The organism is Streptomyces chiangmaiensis (genome assembly GCF_036281785.1).
Lineage (GTDB): Bacteria > Actinomycetota > Actinomycetes > Streptomycetales > Streptomycetaceae > Streptomyces > Streptomyces chiangmaiensis.
The window spans coordinates 1-731 of the sequence record NZ_JAYWVC010000687.1 but is presented as its reverse complement, the minus strand read 5'-3'; the positions used below and the strand labels follow the sequence as shown (position 1 = coordinate 731).

Sequence of the window (731 nt, the reverse complement as noted above, 5' to 3'; positions counted from 1 at the left end):
GTGCTCGTGCTGCGCTGGTTCGTCGACGACACCCGGCTGGCCCAACTCGCCCGGGACAACGGCATTTCGGTGCCGACCGCGTATCGCTACCTGCACGAGGGGCTGACCGTGCTGGCCGACCACGCGCCCGATCTGTCCACTGCTCTTGAGCGCGCGGCGGCCGCCGGGTATACCCACCTCAACCTCGACGGCACCGTCATCCGCACCGACCGCGTGGCCGCCGCCGGCCCCAACAAAGCCGACCTTTGGTGGTCCGGAAAACACAAGCATCACGGAGGGAACGTGCAGGTCATTGCTGCCCCGGACGGCTGGCCGCTGTGGGTCTCCCCGGTCCGCCCCGGCCGCGAGCACGACACCACCTGCGCCCGCGCCCACGGCCTGATCGACGCCCTGAACCGGCTCGCCGCCACCCTGGGCATCCCCACCCTGACCGACCTCGGCTACGAGAACGCCGCCGACAGCTTCCGCCATCCCATCAAGAAGCCCAAGGGAGGCGAACTCACCGAAGAACAGCGGACGTTCAACGCCGTCATCCGCGGCATCCACGGTGTCGCCGAGCGCGCCAACGCCCTGCTGAAGGTCACCTTCAAGGCCCTGCGCAGGGTCAGCCTCGACCCCGCGGCCATCACCCGGATCGCCCGAGCCGCCCTCGTCCTGCTCCAGCTCGAACACGGCCCTACCACCTGAACGAAGATCACAAACCGTCACGAGACGTTACCGAGAAGGGCTCA

General features: G+C 68.7%; 1 protein-coding gene. It reads left to right on the top strand.

The annotated features are described in order from the left end of the window. Nucleotides 1-687, top strand: a 687-nt coding sequence (locus VXC91_RS46430; RefSeq protein ID WP_329513341.1) for an HARBI1 family protein, incomplete at its 5' end; no start/stop codon positions are given. Between the last annotated feature and the right edge of the window lie 44 nt (nt 688-731).